Source organism: Agromyces sp. Marseille-P2726 (assembly GCF_902809835.1).
Taxonomy (GTDB): domain Bacteria; phylum Actinomycetota; class Actinomycetes; order Actinomycetales; family Microbacteriaceae; genus Agromyces.
In genome coordinates this window covers 430,733-448,141 of the sequence record NZ_CADDWM010000014.1, presented here as the reverse complement: position 1 = coordinate 448,141, position 17,409 = coordinate 430,733, and the positions used below count along the sequence as shown (strand labels likewise).

The 17,409-nt window shown below is 69.1% G+C and carries 24 protein-coding genes; 1 reads left to right on the top strand and 23 read right to left on the bottom strand.

What is annotated here, in order from left to right; all coding sequences use genetic code 11:
- Positions 1-41: 41 nt before the first annotated feature.
- From HUS56_RS11650 to HUS56_RS11625, 6 genes are all read right to left on the bottom strand, one after another.
- Positions 42-1,190 carry a mannitol-1-phosphate 5-dehydrogenase gene (locus HUS56_RS11650; protein ID WP_173923587.1) on the bottom strand — a complete coding sequence of 383 codons (1,149 nt, stop codon included), beginning with the start codon at positions 1,188-1,190 and terminating at the stop codon, positions 42-44.
- Positions 1,187-1,627, bottom strand: a complete 441-nt coding sequence (locus tag HUS56_RS11645) for a PTS sugar transporter subunit IIA (RefSeq protein ID WP_173923586.1) — start codon at positions 1,625-1,627, stop codon at positions 1,187-1,189. The genes HUS56_RS11650 and HUS56_RS11645 overlap by 4 nt, the downstream gene beginning before the upstream one ends.
- Before the next feature lie 137 nt (positions 1,628-1,764).
- Positions 1,765-3,318: a PTS mannitol transporter subunit IICB gene (locus HUS56_RS11640; protein ID WP_173923585.1), complete on the bottom strand. Its 1,554-nt coding sequence runs from the start codon at positions 3,316-3,318 to the stop codon at positions 1,765-1,767.
- Positions 3,319-3,342: 24 nt separating this feature from the next.
- On the bottom strand, positions 3,343-5,025 hold the full coding sequence (gene ptsP, locus HUS56_RS11635) for a phosphoenolpyruvate--protein phosphotransferase (protein ID WP_173923584.1): 1,683 nt from the start codon (positions 5,023-5,025) through the stop codon (positions 3,343-3,345).
- 45 nt (positions 5,026-5,070) lie between these two features.
- Positions 5,071-5,337, bottom strand: a complete 267-nt coding sequence (locus HUS56_RS11630; protein WP_173923583.1) for an HPr family phosphocarrier protein — start codon at positions 5,335-5,337, stop codon at positions 5,071-5,073.
- Positions 5,338-5,428: 91 nt separating this feature from the next.
- Positions 5,429-5,743, bottom strand: coding sequence for a PTS sugar transporter subunit IIB (locus HUS56_RS11625; RefSeq protein ID WP_254431414.1), 315 nt, complete (start codon positions 5,741-5,743; stop codon positions 5,429-5,431).
- A 217-nt stretch (positions 5,744-5,960) separates the two neighbouring features.
- Between HUS56_RS11625 and HUS56_RS11620 the strand changes: the two genes are divergently transcribed.
- On the top strand, positions 5,961-7,859 hold the full coding sequence (locus tag HUS56_RS11620; protein WP_173923582.1) for a transcription antiterminator: 1,899 nt from the start codon (positions 5,961-5,963) through the stop codon (positions 7,857-7,859).
- A 45-nt stretch (positions 7,860-7,904) separates the two neighbouring features.
- On the opposite strand, the gene map is transcribed toward HUS56_RS11620, so the two are convergent.
- The 17 genes from map to rplV all read right to left on the bottom strand — a co-directional run bounded on the left by map (position 7,905) and on the right by rplV (position 17,398).
- Positions 7,905-8,741 (bottom strand): type I methionyl aminopeptidase, encoded by an 837-nt coding sequence (map, locus tag HUS56_RS11615; RefSeq protein WP_256368807.1) that lies wholly within the window; start codon positions 8,739-8,741, stop codon positions 7,905-7,907.
- 7 nt (positions 8,742-8,748) lie between these two features.
- Complete coding sequence (locus HUS56_RS11610) at positions 8,749-9,399, bottom strand: adenylate kinase (RefSeq protein WP_173923581.1); 651 nt, start codon at positions 9,397-9,399, stop codon at positions 8,749-8,751.
- Positions 9,396-10,715: a preprotein translocase subunit SecY gene (gene secY / locus HUS56_RS11605; RefSeq protein ID WP_173923580.1), complete on the bottom strand. Its 1,320-nt coding sequence runs from the start codon at positions 10,713-10,715 to the stop codon at positions 9,396-9,398. The genes HUS56_RS11610 and secY overlap by 4 nt, the downstream gene beginning before the upstream one ends.
- A gap of 133 nt (positions 10,716-10,848) precedes the next feature.
- The gene (gene rplO, locus HUS56_RS17180) at positions 10,849-11,517 is read right to left on the bottom strand and encodes a 50S ribosomal protein L15 (RefSeq protein ID WP_217424004.1); all 669 of its coding nucleotides are present in this window, start codon (positions 11,515-11,517) and stop codon (positions 10,849-10,851) included.
- A complete protein-coding gene (gene rpmD / locus HUS56_RS11595; protein WP_130353506.1) occupies positions 11,517-11,702 on the bottom strand; it encodes a 50S ribosomal protein L30 in 186 nt (61 codons plus the stop codon). Before rpmD ends, rplO begins: the two co-directional genes overlap by 1 nt.
- Entirely contained in the window at positions 11,702-12,367 is a 666-nt protein-coding gene (rpsE, locus tag HUS56_RS11590) for a 30S ribosomal protein S5 (protein WP_256368813.1), read from the bottom strand. The genes rpmD and rpsE overlap by 1 nt, the downstream gene beginning before the upstream one ends.
- A 32-nt stretch (positions 12,368-12,399) precedes the next feature.
- Positions 12,400-12,759, bottom strand: a complete 360-nt coding sequence (gene rplR / locus HUS56_RS11585) for a 50S ribosomal protein L18 (RefSeq protein ID WP_173923578.1) — start codon at positions 12,757-12,759, stop codon at positions 12,400-12,402.
- 2 nt (positions 12,760-12,761) lie between these two features.
- Positions 12,762-13,298, bottom strand: coding sequence for a 50S ribosomal protein L6 (gene rplF / locus HUS56_RS11580; RefSeq protein ID WP_173923577.1), 537 nt, complete (start codon positions 13,296-13,298; stop codon positions 12,762-12,764).
- 4 nt (positions 13,299-13,302) lie between these two features.
- Complete coding sequence (gene rpsH / locus HUS56_RS11575) at positions 13,303-13,701, bottom strand: 30S ribosomal protein S8 (protein WP_173923576.1); 399 nt, start codon at positions 13,699-13,701, stop codon at positions 13,303-13,305.
- Between the two features lie 145 nt (positions 13,702-13,846).
- Positions 13,847-14,437, bottom strand: coding sequence for a 50S ribosomal protein L5 (gene rplE / locus HUS56_RS11570; protein ID WP_173923575.1), 591 nt, complete (start codon positions 14,435-14,437; stop codon positions 13,847-13,849).
- The gene (rplX, locus tag HUS56_RS11565) at positions 14,437-14,796 is read right to left on the bottom strand and encodes a 50S ribosomal protein L24 (RefSeq protein WP_173923574.1); all 360 of its coding nucleotides are present in this window, start codon (positions 14,794-14,796) and stop codon (positions 14,437-14,439) included. The genes rplE and rplX overlap by 1 nt, the downstream gene beginning before the upstream one ends.
- Positions 14,797-14,799: 3 nt before the next feature.
- On the bottom strand, positions 14,800-15,168 hold the full coding sequence (rplN, locus tag HUS56_RS11560) for a 50S ribosomal protein L14 (RefSeq protein ID WP_173923573.1): 369 nt from the start codon (positions 15,166-15,168) through the stop codon (positions 14,800-14,802).
- A gap of 32 nt (positions 15,169-15,200) precedes the next feature.
- Positions 15,201-15,527, bottom strand: coding sequence for a 30S ribosomal protein S17 (gene rpsQ, locus HUS56_RS17430; RefSeq protein ID WP_173923572.1), 327 nt, complete (start codon positions 15,525-15,527; stop codon positions 15,201-15,203).
- Positions 15,528-15,529: 2 nt separating this feature from the next.
- Positions 15,530-15,859: a 50S ribosomal protein L29 gene (rpmC, locus tag HUS56_RS17465; protein WP_173923571.1), complete on the bottom strand. Its 330-nt coding sequence runs from the start codon at positions 15,857-15,859 to the stop codon at positions 15,530-15,532.
- Positions 15,859-16,278 (bottom strand): 50S ribosomal protein L16, encoded by a 420-nt coding sequence (gene rplP, locus HUS56_RS11545; RefSeq protein WP_173923570.1) that lies wholly within the window; start codon positions 16,276-16,278, stop codon positions 15,859-15,861. Before rplP ends, rpmC begins: the two co-directional genes overlap by 1 nt.
- Before the next feature lie 2 nt (positions 16,279-16,280).
- Positions 16,281-17,033 carry a 30S ribosomal protein S3 gene (gene rpsC / locus HUS56_RS11540; protein ID WP_136708474.1) on the bottom strand — a complete coding sequence of 251 codons (753 nt, stop codon included), beginning with the start codon at positions 17,031-17,033 and terminating at the stop codon, positions 16,281-16,283.
- Positions 17,033-17,398, bottom strand: coding sequence for a 50S ribosomal protein L22 (gene rplV / locus HUS56_RS11535; RefSeq protein WP_127794246.1), 366 nt, complete (start codon positions 17,396-17,398; stop codon positions 17,033-17,035). Before rplV ends, rpsC begins: the two co-directional genes overlap by 1 nt.
- Positions 17,399-17,409 lie beyond the last annotated feature (11 nt).

Genomic DNA, 17,409 nt, shown 5'->3' with positions numbered 1-17,409 from the left:
CCGCCGGTCGGCCACGCACGAGCGGCGCGGCCGCGCGACGCTCAGTCGCCGACCTGTCTCGCCGCGACGACCTCGACCAGTCGGTCGGCGAGCGGATGCCCCGCCGAGATGCCCGTCACGTCGTCGACGAACGTCGGCGCGTCACGGCTCCGGAGCAGCTCCTGCAGCTCGACGCTCTCGGGATCCGACGGGACGTCGAACCGCAGCGCAGCCCCGATGGCGCCGAGGAGCCCGTCGACGGCGAGCCCGCGCGCCGCCAGCTCGGCTGCGGGCCCCACGAACCGCTCATGACGGCCGAGCTTGCGCAGCGGCTGGCGTCCGACCCGCTCGACCGTGTCGGGCAGCTCGGGATTGTGGAACCGCTCGAGGATCGTCGCGCGGTACTGCCGTTGTTCCGACTCGGTGAAGTCGTGCTTGGCCACGATGAGCGCGGAGGTCTCGCCAAGCGCACGCTCGACGGCCTCGGCGACCGTCGGATCGGCAAGGGCGTCGGCGATCCGCTCGTGCCCGGCGACGAAGCCGAAGTAGGCGGTCGCGGCGTGCCCGGTGTTCACGGTGAAGAGCTTCCGCTCGATGTACGGGGCGAGGTCGGCGACGAAGTGCGCGCCTGGGATCTGCGGCACGCGCGACCCGAACGGCGCCTCCTCGATCGCCCATTCGAAGAACGTCTCGACGGTGACGTCGAGCCCCGCCTCGGCCTGTCCGGGGACGATCCGATCGACGGCGGTGTTGGCGAACACCGCTCGGGAGGCGAGCGTCGGCCACTCCTCGGGACTCGACAGCGACGCCATCTCGTCACGGAGCCGGTCGGTCGCGTTGATCGCGTTCTCGCACGCCATGATGGCGAGCGGCGGGGCATCCGCGAGGCGCTCGCGCAGGGCCATGACGAGGTGCGGCGCAATGAACCGCAGGATCGTCGGGCCGACGGCCGTGGTGACGACATCGGCGGTCTTCAGCTCGTCGAGGAGCGCCGCGGCATCCGTGCTGCTGTCGATGGCGCGGTATCCGTCGACGACCCGGTCGCGGGCGCCCTCCCCCACCTCGTGGACCGTGTACCGGCCGGATGCCGCGAGCGCATCGATGAGCTCGGCGTCGACGTCGGCGAACACCACCTCGTAGCCGGCTTCGTGGAGCAGGAGCCCCACGAAGCCGCGGCCGATGTTGCCCGCGCCGAAATGGACGGCCTTCACGCGTCGTTCACCCCGGAGAGGAGGGCGTGGAGCTCGTCGCTCGAACCGGCGGCGAGCAGCGTGTTCACCTGGTCCTCGTCCGAGAACACGATGGCGATCTTCGACAGGATCTCGAGATGCTCGTCGCCGAGGCCCGCGATGCCGACGACGAACCGCGTCGGCTCGCCGCCCCAGTCGATCGGCTGCTCGTACCGCAGCAGCGAGAGCGCGGACTTCCTGATGAGGTCCTTCGCCTCGTTGGTTCCATGCGGGATCGCCAGCCAGTTCCCCATGTAGGTCGAGACGGTGGATTCGCGTTCCAGCATGGAGTCGACGTACGACGGCTCGACGGCGCCCGCCTCGACGAGCACGCGCCCCGCCTCGCGGATCGCCTCGTCGCGGGTGGCGCCGCCCGGCACGATCAGGACGTTCTCGGGTGCCAGGATCTGGTCGGTCATGGGTGATGCTCCTTCTTCGTCGGCCGTGCTGGATTCGGGTCGGGTGGGGGTGAGCGGATGACGCGACCGCCCGGGCCGCGGACGTCGCAGCGAGTGCGGTGTCGCGACCCGGGCGGCGGGTCATCCGGTGGCGATCGTCAGCGGTCCTCCCTCTGCGCCTCGATCAACTCGACGACCTCGTCGTACCGCGGCGAGTTCATGAAGTTGTCGACCGAGATGTGGACGGCGTCGGGCGTCTGGTGACGTGCCCGTTCCGTCAGCTGGTTCTGCGTGATCACGAGATCGGCCGACGAGTCGAGGTTCGCGATCGCCTTGTTGACGACCGTGACATCCTCGATGCCCGCCTTGTTGATCTTGTTGCGCAGGACGCTCGCGCCCATCGCGGATGATCCCATGCCGGCGTCGCAGGCGAACACGACGTTCTTGATCTCCCTCATCGTGCCGGTCGCGGGACCGCCGCCTCCTCCCGCCTGGGTCGCGGCGCCGCCGCGCAGGTTCGAAAGGGCATCGGAGGTCTTGCCCTTGGCCGCCTCCGTCTGGGTGATCGCGGCGCCGAAGGCGTCATCCGTGACGGCCATCGCCTCGAGGTCGCGCTTCCGTGACGCGCGGAGGATGACCGCCGAGATGGCGAACGTCACCGCCGCCGAGAGGACGACCGAGAGGATGACCGCCAAGTACGCCCCCGGCGCGGTCTGCGCGATCACCGCGATGATACTGCCCGGCGCAGCGGGTGCACGGAGGGCGCCGCCGAGGAGCATGTTCGTGGTGACCCCGGTCATGCCGCCCGCGATGAGCGCCACGATCAGGATCGGCTTCATCAGGGCGAACGGGAAGTACACCTCGTGGATGCCGCCGAAGAACTGGATCACGGCCGCCCCGGGTGCCGACGCCCTCGCCGCGCCGATGCCGAAGAACGTGAACGCCAGCAGCAGGCCGACGCCGGGGCCGGGGTTCGCCTCGAGCAGGAACAGGATCGACGAGCCGTCCTGGGCCGCCTCCGAGAGACCCAGCGGGGTGAGCACGCCGTGATTGATCGCATTGTTCAGGAACAGCACCTTGGCCGGCTCGATGATGACGCTGGTCAGTGGCAGCAGGTTCGTCTCGACGAGCCAGTTCACGGCGCCCGAGAGGGCGTTCATGATGCCGTTCACGAGCCACGCGACCGGGTAGAACCCGACGATGGCCATGACGAAGCCCCAGATGCCGGCCGAGAACATGTTCACGAGCATCTCGAAGCCCGCCCGGACCTTGCCCTCCCAGATCGAGTCGATCCGCTTCATAGTCCACGCCGCGAGCGGGCCGAGGATCATCGCCCCGATGAACATGTGGATCTGGCCGAGCTGGTTGTCCTCGGGCAGGGTCGCGTTCACCTGGGCGATCAGCAGGTCGGATCCGGCGATCGCACCGAAGGTCGCGATGCTGCCGACCACGCCGCCGCGGATGCCGTAGACCATCGAGCCGCCCGTGTAGCCGATCAGGATCGGCAGCAGGTAGTGGATGAACGGACCGACGATGGTCGCGAGGTCCGCGTTCGGCGTCCACCCGACGGCGATGAAGAACGCGGTGAAGATGCCCCACGCGATGAGCGCGGGAATGTTCGGCATGATCATGCCGCTGAGGAAGGTTCCGAATCTCTGGACGTGGACTCGGGCTCCCCCGGGTCGCTTGGCCTCAGCTGACGTCGTCGTCATGGCTGCCTCCTGTGCTGGTGTGGGTCACGACACCGTGGTGCCGCTGGCGGTGGGTGCGGATTCGGCGGCCCGACGGGCCGCCTGCTTCGCCTCGGCCGCGCCGTCGGCGGCGAGGGCTGACTCGGCGATCGCCTTCGCGTCGCCGAGGGTGTAGCGCGCGAGTGATGCGCGCACGTCCGCGAGGGCGGACGGGGACATCGACAGGCTCGTGGCGCCGAGGCCGACGAGCACGACGGCGAGCAGCGGATCGGCCGCAGCCTCGCCGCAGATGCCCACCGGCTTGCCGAGCTCCGCGCCGGCTGCGCCGACCTCGCCGATGAGGCGGAGCACGGCCGGATGCCACGAATCCTGCAGGTTCGCGACGGTGCCGAGCAGCCGGTCGGCGGCCATCGTGTACTGCGTCAGGTCGTTGGTGCCGATCGACGCGAAGTCGCAGGCGCCGAGGATACGGTCGGCGATGAGCGCCGCGGACGGGGTCTCCACCATCACGCCCGCGACCTTGATGCCGAGCTCCCTCGCGAGCGTGGTGAAGTAGCGGGTCTCGTCGACCGTCGCGACCATGGGGGCCATGACCCACAGCTCGGCGTCGGTCGCGGCATCCGCGGCCGCGAGGGCCGTCAGCTGCTCGCGCAGGATCACCTCGGAGTGCCGAAGGGCGCGGATGCCGCGGAGCCCGAGCGCCGGGTTGTCCTCGGGGGCGTCGTTCAGGAACGAGAGGGGCTTGTCGGCACCGGCATCGAGCACGCGCACGACCACCTTCCTGCCGGGGAACGCCGTGAGCAGGCGCGTGTAGTGCTCCTGCTGCTCTCGCACGCTGGGCGCGGTGTTCGCGTCGAGGAAGAGGAACTCGGTGCGGAACAGGCCCACGCCCTCGGCGCCGAGCCTGACCGCCTCGGCGGCGGCGTCAGCCGAGCCCAGGTTCGCAAGGAGCGGCACGGGCGTGCCGTCGGCCAGCGCGCCGGGCGTCACCGGCGCCGCCTCCATGGCCGCCCGCTCGGCGATGCGTGCCTCGGCGTCGGCGACCTGCGCGTCGCTCGGCCGGGCGATCACGAGGTCGTTGGCCGCGTCGACCACGACGATGTCGCCGTCGGCGAGGCTCGCGGCATCCGTCGCCCCGACCACCGCGACGATCGACTTCTCGCGGGCGAGGATCGCGGTGTGCGAGGTCGGCCCGCCGTCGACCGTCACCAGCCCGAGCACCTGGTCGAGGTCGAGCATCGCCGTGTCGGCCGGTGCCAGGTCGCGTGCGACGAGCACGAACGGGTACCCCGGGTTCGGCACGCCGGGGGCCGGCAGCTTCTGGAGGTGCGCGATGACGCGCTGCGAGATGTCGTCGAGGTCGGCGGCGCGCTCGCCCATGTACCCGCCCATGCCTGCCAGCAGGTCGCGGTACGCGGCGAAGGCCTCGTAGACGGCCCGCTCGGCGGTCTTGCCGGTTGCGAGCAGCTTCGTCACCTCGTCGATGAGGCTGGGATCCTCGGCCATCATCGCCTGCGCCTCGAGCACGTCCTGCGCCGCGCCGCCCGCCTTCGCCCCCCGATCGGCGAGCTCCGCCGCGACGACCGACATCGAGGCTCTCGCGCGCTCGGCCTCACGCTCGGGGTCGAGATGGCTCGGTCGGTCGACGGGCTCCGGCAACGGCGCGGCCATGCGCACGACCGGCCCGACGGCGACACCCTGTCCGATGCCCGTTCCCCTGATCTCCATCACTCGCCCTCCCGATTCGGTCGACTGGGTGACGGATGCCGCGAGCTACTCGTCGTGGTCGGTGCTGAGCAGCTCGACGAGGCGATCGAGCACCGCCTGCTCGTCGCCGCCGTCGACGACGAGCGTGACCTCGTCGCCGTGGTCGATGCCCTGCGCGATGACCGCGAGGATGCTCGCCGCGTTGACGGGCGAACCACCGGTCTTCTCGATGGTGACCGACGACCCCGATGCGGCGACCGCCTGGGTGAAGAGCTTGGCCGGGCGTGCGTGCAGGCCGTGGGTCGATCCGATCCGAACAGTGCGTTCCACCATGATTCCGGTTCCCGTCGCTGGCTTCCGTTCCCGAGTTCACCGTAGCCCACCGGCTCACCCGTCGATCGGGCGGCACGCGGCGCGTTCGGGCTCATGACACCGCTCCCGCGAACCCGAGGGCGATGTCGAGGGCCTCCTCGCCGTCGCCGGCCGAGGCGGCCGATTCGCTCAGTATCGCGACCGGCACGGATGCCGCAGCAGCCTGCTCGCGCAGACCGTCGAGCCGATCATTCAGGTGGGCACCGACGAGGAGCACGTCGGCATCGGCGAGCGCCCGCTCGAGCCCCGCCTCGCTCGTCGCGGTGGCGCGGACGTCGACGCCTCGAAGTGACGCGGCGCGGCGGATGCGGTGGGCGACGAACGTGCTCGACGCGCCCGCACCGCAGACCACGATGATGCGCACCACGATTCCTCCTCGGCGGGCGTCGCCCGGTCTTCATCGATCGTCCGACCGCGGCCCCCGCCGCGTTCGAGTCGATTCTGCTGGTCCCGTGCGCTCCGGCTCCACCCGAATCCGTTCCGCACCCCCGGAAACGCGCCCGCGCGATCATCCCGGCGTCCACCGATGGTTGACTGGGCTGCGACCGCACGGCGTCGCGTGGCGCCGCGAGAGCTGGAGCTGCATGACCGAGAAGTGGGAGCGACTCGTCGAATCGCTCGCGCGCGGCGACGGGTGGACCACCGCGTCGGAACTCGCAGCCCGACTCGGAGTGACCCCGCGCACGATCCGCAACTACGCGACCCGGGCGAATGCCGATGGCACGATCATCGAGTCCGGACCGAACGGCTACCGTCTCGATCGTGCCGCGTGGGCGGCGCGCCGAGCGTCGCCGCGTCGGTCGACCTCGCCTGCCGCACGGACCGTCCGCATCATCCGGTCGCTCATCGACGCCGAAGAGGGGCTCGACGTGCACGAGGAGGCCGAGGCACTCCACGTGAGCGACTCGACCTTCGAGGCCGACCTCACCCGCGTACGCGAGCGCCTGCAGGGCACCGGATTGGCACTCACCCGGCATGGCTCCCGCGTCACGCTGCGGGGTCCCGAGACGGCGCGTCGGCGGCTCCTCGGCGCACTGTTCCGCGAGGAGTCCTCGCGTGGGATGGTCGAGATCGACACCCTTCGCGACGCGTTCCCCCGGGTCGACGGCTTCCGCGAGGCCCTCGTCGCCGGACTCGCCGAAACCGGCTACGCCCCGAACGAGTACGGGCTCAACGACGTGCTCCTGCACATCGCGATCGCACTCGACCGCGTGTCGGCCGACCATCCGCTCGGGCCGACGATGCCGGCTCCGGCGGCGGCGCCCGAGCCCGATCGCGGCCCGCTCGCCGAGCTCCTCGCGCGGCTCGTGGCCGAGCACTTCGGCACCGCGATCGCATCCGCCGATCTCGCGCACCTCACTCGGCTCCTCGAGACGCGCGCCGCGACCCGCACTCGCGACGCGGCCGAGTCGGATGCCGCCGGCGGCACGGCCTCGCCGAGTGCGCCGCTCGTGCGCCGGATCGTGGCGAGCGCGTCATCCGCGTACCTCATCGACCTCGACGACGACGACTTCATCGATCGGCTCGCCCTCCATGTCGACAACCTGGTGGCCCGGGCGAGCGAGTCGAGCTTCTCGCGGAATCCGCTCACGAGCTCGATCAAGGCGGCCTACCCCCTCATCTACGAGCTGGCGGTCTACATCGCCGGCGAACTCGCGCGCACCGAGGACATCGGCATGAACGACGACGAGATCGCGTACATCGCGATGCACGTTGGCGCGTTCCTCGACAGGCGACGCTCACGCGGTGAGGTCGTGCGCCTGGCCGTCTCGGTGCCGGCCTACCACGACGTCCACACGACCTTCGCCGCGCGGGTCCGGTCGGCGGTCGACGACGAGGTCGTGGTGATCGAGCACGGCGACGGAACCGACGCCCACGACGTCGACGTCGTGGTCGCGGTCGTGCCGCCGTCGTCACCCGTCGGCCGGCTCATCGTCGTCCCGCCGTTTCCGTCGGAGGCCGACCTCGAGCGCATCCGCGTCGAGGTCGAGAACGTGCGGCGGGCGCGACGGCGGGCGCGGCTCGCGACCTCCCTCGCCGGGTACATCGCTCCCGAGCTGTTCGTCCGGGGCCTTCGCGGGCTCGATCGGGATGCGGCGATCCGGATGCTGGGCGACCGGATGATCGCCGCGGGCGTCATCGATCGCACCTACGTCGACGGCGCCCTCGAACGAGAGCGGCTCTCGTCGACCGCCTTCACCGAATACCTCGCGGTGCCGCATGCCATGACGATGACGGCACGGCGCACCGCGATCGCGATCGCCGTCGACGAGGTGCCCATCGACTGGGGTGGCTCCCCGGTGAACGTCGTGGCGCTCATCGCCTTCGCCGAGAGCGGGCGCGGCGAGTTCCAGGAGATCTTCGACCAGTTCGTCGAGACGTTCTCGGAGCGCGAGAACGTGCAGCGACTCGTAGATGGGGCAACGGACTACCCGGGTCTTCTCGCGGAGCTCGCTCGCCTCATGGAGCCGCACGCAACGTGAGCGTGGCGCGAGCCGGTGGGTCGCGGCGGAGGGATCGGGGAAGGATCAGGGAATCGGCACCGGTACCACGCCCAGGGGCTCCAGCCCTGCGGCCCCGCCGTCCTCGGCCGTCAGCACCCAGATGCCGTCGTCGTGCACCGCGACGGAGTGCTCCCAGTGGGCCGCGTCGGCGCCGTCGGCGGTGGTGACCGTCCAGTCGTCGTCGCGCACGAAGGTGTCGATCGAGCCCGCGACGATCATCGGCTCGATGGCGACGACGAGGCCGGGGCGCACGGCCGGCCCCTTCCGGTCGACCCGGAAGTTGAACACGGGCGGCTCCTCGTGCATGCTGCGTCCGATGCCGTGCCCGACGTAGTCGGTGAGGATGCCGTACGTCGTCGTGTCGCCGTGGGCTTCGACGAAGTCCTCGATGGCGGCACCGACCTCGTTCAGGTGCCGCGCACCGGCGAGGGCCGCGATCCCGTGCCAGAGGGCCTGCTCGGTGACGTTCGACAGCGCCTCCCGCGCGAGGACGACGCCGGGCCGATCGGGATCGGGGAGGACGACGGTGAACGCCGCGTCACCGTTCCACCCGCCGACCTCGGCCCCACCGTCGACCGAGACGATGTCGCCCGGGCGGAACGCCCGGTCGCCCGGGATGCCGTGCACGACGTCGTCGTCGACGGAGACGCACAACGTATTCCGATACCCCGGGACGAGCTGGAAGTTCGGCTGTCCGCCGAGGTTGCGGATGACGCGTTCGGCAGCGGCATCGAGCTCCAGCGGCGTCACCCCGGGGGCGACCAGCCGGCGGGCCTCGGCGAGCGCCGCCGCCGTCGCGGCCCCGGCGGCGCGCATCGAGCGAAGCTCGGCCGGGGTCTTGTAGAGGGACCGACGGAACACGCGGGCGTCAGGCTGCAGCGCCGTTGTCGCCGTTGTCGTGCTCGCGTGGACGCAGGCCACGTGCTGCGAGCGCGACGAAGATGCGTTCGGTGACCTCGTCGAGCGTTCCGACGCCGTCGATCTCGACCACGAGGCCCGACGTCCGGTAGAGGTCGAGGATCGGTGCCGTCTCGCGCTCGTAGATCGCGAGGCGGTTGGAGATGACCTCTTCGGTGTCATCCGTGCGGCCCTGCTCGATGGCCCGCTGACGCAGGCGCTCGATGCTGACCTCGCGCGGGACGTTCAGCTCGATCACGGCGTCGAGCGACTCCCCGCGGCGCGAGAGGAACGCGTCGAGGTCGTCGGCCTGGCCGCGATTGCGCGGGTATCCATCGAGGAGGAAGCCATCCGCGGCATCGGGCTGGCTCAACCGGTCGCGCACGAGCTCACTGGTGAGCTCATCGGACACGAGCTCACCCGACTCGATGATCGCCTGGACCCGCTTGCCGAGCTCGGTGCCGCCGGCAACGTTCGCACGGAAGATGTCGCCCGTGGCGATCTGCGGCACGCCGAACGCCTCGGCGACGAGCACACCCTGGGTGCCCTTGCCGGAGCCCTGTGGCCCGACGATGAGGAACCGGGCGGAGCGGGCGTCGCCCTGCGGCTCACCGTGCGTCATCGGAGCAGGCCTTCGTAGTGTCGCTGCTGGAGCTGTGCGTCGATCTGCTTGACCGTCTCGAGGCCGACGCCCACGATGATGAGGATCGAGGCGCCGCCGAACGGGAAGTTCTGGTCGGCGCCGACCCACACGAAGGCGATCAGCGGGATCAGCGCGACGAGGCCGAGGTAGAGCGAGCCGGGCAGCGTGACCCTGGTCAGCACGTAGTCGAGGTACTCGGCCGTGGGGCGGCCGGCTCGGATGCCGGGGATGAACCCGCCGTACTTCTTCATGTTCTCGGACACCTCGTCGGGGTTGAAGGTGATCGCGACGTAGAAGTAGGTGAAGCCCACGATGAGCAGGAAGTACAGCAGCCCGTAGAGCGGGCTGTCGCCCTGCGTGAGGTTGTTGGTGACCCACACGACCCACGGCTGCGGCTCCTCACCGGCGGCCGGCTGGTTGAACTGCGCGATGAGCGCGGGCAGATAGAGCAGGGAAGAGGCGAAGATCACCGGGATCACGCCGGCCATGTTGACCTTGATCGGGATGTAGGTGTTGTTCCCGCCGTAGGTGCGCCGCCCGACCATTCGCTTGGCGTACTGCACCGGGATGCGCCGCTGCGACTGCTCGACGAAGACCACCGCGAGCACGATGAGGAGGCCGATGGCGACGACGATCGCGAGGATGTCCCAGCCGCGGGCCAGGCCGATCGCCCAGAGCGACCCGGGGAAGGTCGCCGCGATGGACGTGAAGATGAGCAGGGACATGCCATTGCCGATGCCGCGCTCGGTGATGAGCTCGCCCATCCACATGATGACACCGGTTCCCGCGGTCATGGTGACGACCATGAGGAGGATGGCGTACCAGGCGTCGTTCGAGATGAGCTGGGAGCACGCGGGGTCGGCCGACGGGAAGAGCGCGCCCGACCGGGCGACCGTGATGAGCGTCGTCGACTGCAGCACGCCGAGCGCGATGGTGAGGTAGCGCGTGTACTGCGTGAGCTGGCTCTGTCCGGCCTGGCCCTCTTTGTAGAGGGCCTCGAAGTGCGGGATCACGACGCGAAGCAGCTGCACGATGATCGACGCCGTGATGTAGGGCATGATGCCGAGGGCGAAGATCGAGAGCTGGAGCAGCGCGCCGCCCGAGAACAGGTTCACGAGCTGGTAGAGGCCGGTTGCGCTCTGGCTCGCCGCGAGGCACGTCTGCACGTTGGCGAAATCGACGAACGGCGCCGGAATGAATGATCCCAGCCGGAACAGGGCCACGATACCCAGCGTGAAACCGATCTTGCGGCGAAGATCGGGGGTGCGGAAGATCCGCCCGATGGCGTTGAACACTCGTCCTCCTGTGGCTCCTGTGGGAGCGGGTCGTGCTGCTTCGACTCAGTCCGTATGCGGCTCGAGCCTGTCGGGACCCCCGTGAATCATACGCGAGGTCCCGACAGGCTCGTACAAGCGGTGGGCTTCCGGCCTACTTGACCGAGCCGCCGGCGGCGACGATCTTCTGCTCGGCGGAACCCGAGACCTTGTCGACCGCGACGTTGAGCTTCACCTGGATGTCCCCGTCGCCGAGCACCTTGACGCGCTCGTTCTTGCGCACGGCACCCTTCTCGACGAGGTCGGCGACGGTGACGTCGCCACCCTGCGGATAGAGCTCGGCCAGCTTGCCCAGGTTGACCACCTGGTACTCGACCCGGAACGGGTTCTTGAAGCCGCGCAGCTTGGGTGCACGCATGTGGTACGGAAGCTGGCCACCCTCGAAACCGGGACGGATCGTGTTGCGGGCCTTCGAGCCCTTCGTGCCGCGACCGGCGGTCTTGCCCTTCGAACCCTCACCGCGTCCGACGCGGGTCTTGTCCTTCTTGGCGCCGGGCGCCGGACGAAGGTGGTGCACCTTCAGCACAGGCTCGCGCTTGGCGACATCCTGCTCGGCCTTCTTCGCCGGTGCCCGCTTGGCGGGGGCCTTCTCGGCCTTCGCGTCGTCGGCCGTGGGCGCCGAAGCCTTGGCAGGGGCCTTCTTCGCCGGAGCCTTCTTCGCGGGAGCCTTCTCCGCCTTCTCGGCGGCCGGCTTCGCGGCAGCCTTCTTCGGAGCCTTCTCGGGCTCCGCGGCCTCAGCCGCCTTCTTCTCGTTCTCAGCCATTAGTCGATCTCCTCAACCTTCACGAGGTGGGCGACGGTCTTGACGTACCCACGGTTCTGCGGGGTGTCGTCGCGAACGACCGAGTCGCCGATGCGCTTCAGCCCGAGGCTGCGGAGCGTGTCGCGCTGGTACTGCTTCTCGCTGACCTTGGACTTGATCTGGGTCACCTTGAGCTGCTTGGCCATCAGGCACCTGCCTTCGCTGCCGCTGCGGCATCCGCCGCCTGGGCCTCGGCGCGCAGCAGACGGGCCGGGGCGACCTCGTCGTAGTCGAGACCACGACGTGCGGCGACCGCACGCGGCTCCTCGAGCTGCGAGAGGGCTTCGACCGTGGCGCGCACGATGTTGATGGTGTTCGACGAGCCGAGCGACTTGCTCAGCACGTCGTGGATGCCGGCGCACTCGAGCACCGCACGAACCGGGCCGCCGGCGATGACGCCGGTACCGGGGGATGCCGGGCGGAGCAGCACGACTCCGGCCGCGGCCTCACCCTGCACGGGGTGCGGGATGGTCGCGCCGACACGAGGCACGCGGAAGAAGTTCTTCTTCGCCTCCTCGACGCCCTTCGAGATGGCGGTCGGGACCTCGCGCGCCTTGCCGTAGCCGACGCCGACGAGCCCGTTGCCGTCGCCCACGACGACGAGCGCCGTGAAGCTGAATCGGCGGCCGCCCTTGACGACCTTCGACACACGGTTGATGGTCACGACGCGCTCGAGGAACTGGCTCTTCTCGGCGTCACGGCCACCGCGGTCGCGGCTCGGGCCACGGTCGCGGCTGCCACGACGGGCCTCGCGCGGCTCGTTCTGGGGAGGCGCGCTCGAAGCGGCGGTCTCCACGGGTGCCTCTGCCACTGCAGCCACCTCGTTCTCCTTCTTGTTGTCAGTCACAGGCTCAGCCCCGCCTCTCGGGCGCCATCGGCGATGGCGGCGACTCGCCCGGCGTACTTGTTGCCACCGCGGTCGAAGACGACCGACTCGATGCCGGCCTGCTTCGCGCGCTCGGCGACGAGCTCGCCGACCTTGCGGGCCTTGGCGGTCTTGTCGCCGTCGAACGCGCGGAGGTCGGCCTCCATGGTCGACGCGGAGGCCACCGTGCGGCCCTTGCTGTCGTCGACGACCTGCACGAAGACGTGGCGCGTCGAACGGGTCACCACGAGCCGGGGACGCTGCTCGGTGCCGACGATCTTCTTGCGGAGGCGGATGTGGCGGCGCGAACGCGCAGCCGACTTGCTCTTCACGGCCATGATTACTTACCAGCCTTTCCGGCCTTGCGACGCACGACCTCGCCGGCGTAGCGGATGCCCTTGCCCTTGTACGGCTCGGGCCTCTTGATCTTGCGGATGTTGGCGGCGGTCTCGCCGACGGCCTGCTTGTCGATGCCGGCGACCGTGAGCCGGTTGTTGCCCTCGACGGTCAGCGTGATGCCCGCCGGCGGCTCGACGGTCACGGGGTGCGAGAAGCCGAGTGCGAACTCGACCGAGGAGCCGCGCTGGGCGACGCGATACCCGGTGCCGACGATCTCGAGCGCCTTGGAGTAGCCCTGCGTGACGCCGATGATCTGGTTGGCGATGAGCGAACGGGTCAGGCCGTGACGCGAACGCGAGTCGCGCTCGTCGTCGGGACGGGTGACGAGCACCTGGCCGTCTTCGACCTTCACCTCGATGGGCGAGGGCACCGTCAGCGACAGCTCGCCCTTGGGCCCCTTGACGACGACGGCGGAGCCGTTGACATTGACGTCGACTCCGGCGGGGATGTCGATGGGAAGTCGTCCGATTCGTGACATGGAACTACCACACGTAGGCGAGGACTTCCCCACCCACGCCCTTCTTCTCGGCCTGGCGGTCGGTGAGCAGACCGCTGGAAGTGGACAGGATCGCGACGCCGAGGCCGCCGAGCACCTTGGGGATCTCGGTCGACCGCGCGTACACGCGGAGGCCGGGCTTCGAGACGCGCTTGATGCCCGCGATCGAGCGCTCGCGGTTGGGACCGAACTTGAGCTGCAGGGTGAGCGTCTTGCCCACGCGAGCGTCGGTGACCTCGAAACCGGCGATGTAGCCCTCGTTCCTGAGGATCTCGGCGATGTGCGCCTTGAGCTTCGAGTTCGGCATCGACACGGTGTCGTGGTACGCCGAGTTCGCGTTGCGCAGGCGGGTCAGCATGTCAGCGACCGGGTCGGTCATCGTCATGACGGATGTTTCCTAACGTTCACCAGGTTTCAGCACCCGTTCCACGAGTGATGACCTGTGGTGGAGGGCCCGGGCGGATGCCCGGACCTTGGTGGATGCCGCGAAGGTCCTTCGACGAGCGCAGGGCCGAGCGGCATCGGGAGATTCAGTTGTTCGCGTTCGCCCGGAACGGGAAGCCCAGCTGCCTCAGCAGCGCACGGCCCTCGTCGTCGTCTTTGGCGGTGGTCACCACGGTGATGTCCATGCCGCGGACGCGGTCGATCTTGTCCTGGTCGATCTCGTGGAACACGGACTGCTCCACGAGGCCGAAGGTGTAGTTGCCGCTGCCGTCGAACTGCTGGTCCGACAGCCCGCGGAAGTCGCGGATGCGGGGCAGCGCCAGCGACAGCAGGCGGTCGAGGAACTCCCACATGCGGTCACCGCGCAGCGTGACGTGCGCGCCGATCGGCTGGCCCTCGCGCAGCTTGAACTGCGCGATGGACTTGCGAGCCTTCGTGACCTGCGGCTTCTGGCCGGTGATCCGGGTCAGGTCGGCGATGGCGCCGTCGATGACCTTGCCGTCGCGGGCCGCCTCGCCGACGCCCATGTTCACGACGATCTTCACGAGGCCGGGCACCTGGTGCGGGTTGGTGTATCCGCGCTCCTCGGTGAGGGTCTTCGCGATCTCGTTCTTGTACTTCTGCTTGAGGCGCGGCTGGATCTTGCCAGCCGGCGCGGCAGTCGCGGTGTCGGTCATTACAGGTCCTTACCTGACTTCTTGGCGTAGCGGACGCGGACGGTCTTCTCGACGCCGTCCTTCGTCACGGTCTCGGTGCGGAAGCCGACACGGGTCGGCTTCTTGGTCTCGGGGTCGACGAGCGCGACGTTCGACACGTGGATGGGCGCCTCGTGCGTCTCGATGCCGCCCGTCTTCGTGCCGCGCTGCGTCTGGCCGACGCGCACGTGCTTGGTGACGAAGTTCACGCCCTGCACGACCACGCGATTCTGGTCGACGAGGACCTCGATGACCTTGCCCTGCTTGCCGCGGTCGCCACCGCGGGCCTGGCTGCGGCCCGAGATCACCTGGACGAGATCGCCCTTCTTGATGTTCGCCATGGCTTAGATAACCTCCGGTGCGAGCGAGATGATCTTCATGAACTTGCGGTCGCGCAGCTCGCGACCGACCGGCCCGAAGATGCGCGTGCCGCGCGGGTCGCCGTCGTTCTTGAGGATCACCGCGGCGTTCTCGTCGAACTTGATGTACGAGCCGTCGGGTCGACGGGTCTCCTTGACGGTGCGGACGATGACCGCCTTGACGACGTCGCCCTTCTTGACGTTGCCGCCGGGGATGGCGTCCTTGACGGTCGCGACGATGGTGTCGCCGAGGCCGGCGTAGCGGCGCTTCGAACCCCCGAGGACGCGGATCGTGAGCAGCTCCTTGGCGCCGGTGTTGTCGGCGACCTTGACTCGTGATTCCTGCTGAAGCATTGTGAACTCCTTCTACCGAGCAAGCCGGGGGCTTACTTGGCCTTCTCCGCGATCTCGACGAGGCGCCACCGCTTGGTCGCGCTCAGCGGGCGGGTCTCGGCGATCACGACGAGGTCGCCGATGCCGGCGGTGTTCTGCTCGTCGTGCGCCTTCACCTTCGAGGTGCGGCGGATGACCTTGCCGTAGAGCGGGTGCTTCACGCGGTCCTCGACCTCGACGACGATGGTCTTCTGCATCTTGTCGCTCACGACGTACCCGCGACGCACCTTGCGGTACGGGCGCTGCGAGGCCGTCTCGGCGACCTCGGGCGTTGCAGCCTTGGTTTCGGCAGGCTCAACCTGGCGGTCGGTCTCAGCCATGATCAGGCCTCCTTCGTCTCTGCTTCGGCAGCGGCATCCGTCTCGGGAGCCTCGGCCTTGGCCTTCTTCGTCTTCTTCTCGGCCTTGGCCGGAGCCTCGACCGGTGCGGGCGTGGCACGGATGCCGAGCTCACGCTCACGGATGACCGTGTAGATGCGGGCGATGTCGCGCTTGACCGCACGAAGGCGGCCGTGGCTCTCGAGCTGGCCGGTGGCCGACTGGAAGCGCAGGTTGAACAGCTCCTCCTTGGCCTTCTTCAGCTCGTCGATCAGTCGCTCGTCTTCGAAGGTGTCGAGCTCGACGGTCTCGAGCCCCTTGGTTCCGACGGCCATTATGCGTCGCCCTCCTCGCGCTTGATGATGCGTGCCTTGAGGGGCAGCTTGTGGATGGCACGGGTCATCGCCTCACGAGCGAGTTCCTCGGAGACACCCGAGACCTCGAAGAGGACGCGACCCGGCTTGACGTTGGCGACCCACCACTCGGGCGAGCCCTTTCCGGAACCCATGCGGGTCTCGGCGGGCTTCTTCGTGAGCGGACGGTCGGGGTAGATGTTGATCCACACCTTGCCGCCTCGCTTGATGTGACGGGTCATCGCGATACGAGCGGACTCGATCTGGCGGTTGGTCACGTAGGCGGGCGTCAGGGCCTGGATGCCGAACTCGCCGAAGGTGACCTTCGTGCCGCCGGAGGCCTGGCCGGAACGGCCGGGGTGGTGCTGCTTGCGGTACTTGACTCGACGGGGAATCAACATGGTTATGCCTCAACTCCTGCTGCCACCGGCTCCTGCGCCTTGGGCGCACGGCGGGGACGGTCACTGCGGTCGCCGCGCGACGGCTTCTGCGAAGCCTGCTCGCGGGCGAGCTCCTTGTTGGTGATGTCGCCCTTGTAGATCCAGACCTTCACTCCGATGCGGCCGAAGGTGGTCTTCGCCTCGTAGAACCCGTAGTCGATGTTCGCGCGGAGCGTGTGCAGCGGCACCCGACCCTCGCGGTAGAACTCGGAGCGGCTCATCTCGGCGCCGCCGAGGCGGCCCGACACCTGGATCCGGACGCCCTTGGCGCCGGCGCGCTGCGCGCCCTGCAGGCCCTTGCGCATGGCGCGGCGGAACGCCACACGTGCGGAGAGCTGCTCGGCGATGCCCTGAGCGACGAGCTGGGCGTCGGCCTCGGGGTTCTTCACCTCGAGGATGTTGAGCTGGATCTGCTTGCCGGTGAGCTTCTCGAGGTCGGCGCGGATGCGCTCGGCCTCGGCGCCGCGGCGGCCGATCACGATTCCGGGGCGCGCCGTGTGGATGTCGACGCGGACGCGGTCGCGGGTGCGCTCGATCTCGATGCGGCTCACGCCGGCGCGGTCGAGCGACGTCTGGAGCAGGCGACGGATCTTGACATCCTCGGCGAGGTAGTCTGCGTAGCGCTGTCCGGGCTTCGTCGAGTCGGAGAACCACCGCGACACGTGGTCGGTGGTGATGCCGAGACGGAAGCCGTACGGGTTGACCTTCTGACCCATTACTTCGTACCCTCCTCGGGCGTGGCGAGCACGACGGTGATGTGGCTCGTTCGCTTGTTGATGCGGAAGGCACGACCCTGCGCGCGCGGCTGGAATCGCTTGAGGGTGGTGCCCTCGTCGACGAATGCGCGGCTGATGTAGAGGTCCTGCTCGTCCAGGTAGGTGTTCGTGGCGTCGGCCTTGACGCGAGCGTTCGCGATGGCCGAGGCGACGAGCTTGTACACGGGCTCGCTCGCACCCTGGGGCGCGAACTTCAGGATGGCGAGCGCCTCCTGCGCCTGCTTGCCGCGGATCAGGTTGACGACGCGACGAGCCTTCTGGGGGGTGACGCGGATGTGTCGCACGCGTGCGATCGACTCCACCATTTCTTCTCCTC